1 protein-coding gene and 1 pseudogene are annotated in these 2,613 nt (G+C 32.1%); both read right to left on the bottom strand.

Features of this window, described 5'->3' with window-relative positions; all coding sequences use genetic code 11:
* Positions 1-229 precede the first annotated feature (229 nt).
* A complete protein-coding gene (gene ltaS / locus CQ058_RS31155; RefSeq protein WP_105590264.1) occupies positions 230-2,188 on the bottom strand; it encodes a lipoteichoic acid synthase in 1,959 nt (652 codons plus the stop codon).
* Positions 2,189-2,528: 340 nt separating this feature from the next.
* Positions 2,529-2,613: pseudogene (locus CQ058_RS32835) on the bottom strand (LysE/ArgO family amino acid transporter); the annotation flags it as partial.

Here is a 2,613-nt window from a genome sequence, read left to right as displayed (position 1 = left end):
TTGAATCTCTTGAGCAAATAGTTGTAATTCGTCAGACACAGAAACAGACATAAAAAACGCCATCCTTTCCTATGATTCTACAGAAAGAATAGCGTATTTTTTCATTCTAGGGGGCATTTCTTTTTATTAGCTTGATAGCGATGTGGCGGGACCCCTGTAAAGAAAAATTTTATGATCCCTATAAACTAAAAAAGAAACTGCTCGTGTACACGAGTAGTTTCTTTTTAGTCTATTTTGTGTTCTCTTTCTCTGTTGTATTCTTATCACGATTAGTATAGTTATATTTAGAACGATCAATTGGGGTAAATCCTTCTGGTGTATAGAATCGTAATAAGTCACCATTTACAACTTTATCTGAATATTTTAGTGATTTTTGAACGAATAGTTCATTTTGTTTTATTTCTTCTGTTTTTTCTACTGGAGCACCTGTTGTTGTGTCATAATATTTACCGTTTAATGCAGTAACTGTTGGACTTACATAGTTACCATTTCGGAACGCAACAACTTGTTTATGTTCTGGTGATAATAAATCTGAACCAAATTGGACATAATTCTTTGTATCAGTACCTAGTAAGTGTAATAACGTTGGGAGTACATCAATCGCTCCCCCATATTGATGCTGTATGCCACCCTTTATTCCTGGTACACGAATCATTAAAGGTACACGTTGTAATTGTGTACTTTCAAATGAGTTAATTTCTTTACCCATTAATTGAGACATTGCTTTGTTATGATTATCTGAAATACCATAATGGTCACCATACATAACAACAATTGAGTTATCATATAAACCAGATTCCTTTAGAGAGTCTATAAATCCTTTTATAGATTCGTCTAAATAACGAGCTGTTTGGAAGTATCTATCTACTGATAAATCGCCTGTTTGTGCGGGTTCAATTGTCTGATCTTCCTCAGCGAGCGGATAAGGGAAATGATGCGTTACCGTAATAAATTTCGTATAGAACGGTTGTTTTAATGTCTGTAATAACGGCATTGATTCATTAAAGAATAATTTGTCTTTTAAACCGTAGTTTATAACATTTCCTTTACTCATATCATAATATGACGCGTCAAAGAACTTATCAAAACCAAATGATTTATACACTTCATCACGATTCCAGAAGGTTTTATTGTTACCATGGAAAACCGCTGATGTGTAGCCTTGTTGTCCTAGAATAGCTGGTGCTGATTGATATGTGTTACGAGGTTTTGTCGTAAAAACAGAACCTTGTGGTAAACCAAACATTGAATTTTCTAATATAAACTCCGCATCAGATGTTTTCCCTTGTCCTGTTTGGTGGAAATAGTTATCAAAATACAACGTATTTGCGTCTTTTGTAAATGAGTTTAAAAACGGTGTAACTTCTTTTCCATTTAATTGATAGTCGATTAAAAAGTTTTGGAATGACTCTAAATGAATGTAAATCACGTTCATTCCTTTTCCTTTACTAAAGTACTCTGGATTAGGGCTTGCATAAGTTGATGCGAGAAAATTTCTAACCTCTGTCATATCATCTCCATCAGCTAACGCTCGTTCTGTTGATGCTTTTGCACTTTTAATTCCATCATGGATTAAATAATTATATGCACCTAAATATTTCACAATGTAATTTCGGTCAAAGGTCTTTTTTAATAACTCAGGACGGTCAAATTCCGCTAGTCCTAAGTTAATGCTGAAAATGAGAATACCTGTTATAAAAACAAGTGATAATTTATGCTTCGCAACACGAATTGGTTTTGGGTTTGCGAATTTTATTGCGACTAATACAATTAAAATTATTGTATCTAAAAAATAAAGAGGATCATAGGCATGTAATAGCGCAAAAACACTTCCTCCTAAATCTCCAAAGTTGTTTGTTTGTGTTAATGTCGGGAACGTAATAAAATCGTTGAAAAAACGATAATATACTACGTTTGCGTATAAAATAAATGTCATTAAAAAGTTAATGCTAATTAACCAGATATAAGAACGCTTCCCTTTGGCAAATAATGCAAGTCCTAAAAAGAGAATAGCTGAACTTAATGGGTTAAAGAACAATAAGAATTTTTGAAGTGTATTCGAAACACCTAAGTTAAATTCTATTACATATGCTGCGTATGTTTTCAACCAAAATAAAACAACCGCAAAAAAGAAAAAGCCAACGTGATTACTTAATACTCGCCTACTTGTTATTAAAAACTGTTTCATTTGTTCACTCCTTTTAATTACCCAGAAATTATTTTTGATACATCTACCTCTCTATTCATTTCTCTTCTTCAAATCCCTGTTTTATATAAATAACCCAATAAAGAATCCTAGTTATTATAAATGGAAGTAGTTATTCATTCAACGGGAATTATTTACTTCCTACTTTATTTAAAACAATATATATGTCATATTTGTCGGACTATTTTCATTTTGAATCTGAATAGTATTTTTCTCTATTGGGTAGAAATAAAAAAATAAAAAAATAAAGCCCCATATACGGTCGTTTTTGGATATAAAGATGTTATGTGCTGAACATAATATCTTTATAATTTACTGTACGTTATATTAGCCCAATAAAAAGATAAATGGAAGTTCCCCAGATAAACAGGGCGGAGCATTTGTTGAATATGTTCATTAAACCTCCT

Source organism: Bacillus sp. MYb56, assembly GCF_002976445.1.
GTDB lineage: Bacteria > Bacillota > Bacilli > Bacillales > Bacillaceae_G > Bacillus_A > Bacillus_A mycoides.
Note: the sequence above shows the minus strand (reverse complement) of the source record. Positions and strands in the feature narration are given on the sequence as shown.

Coding starts and splice junctions, on each gene's coding strand:
- ltaS (WP_105590264.1), bottom strand. CDS start 2,188: ATGAAACAGTTTTTAATAACAAGTAGGCGAGTATTAAGTAATCACGTT.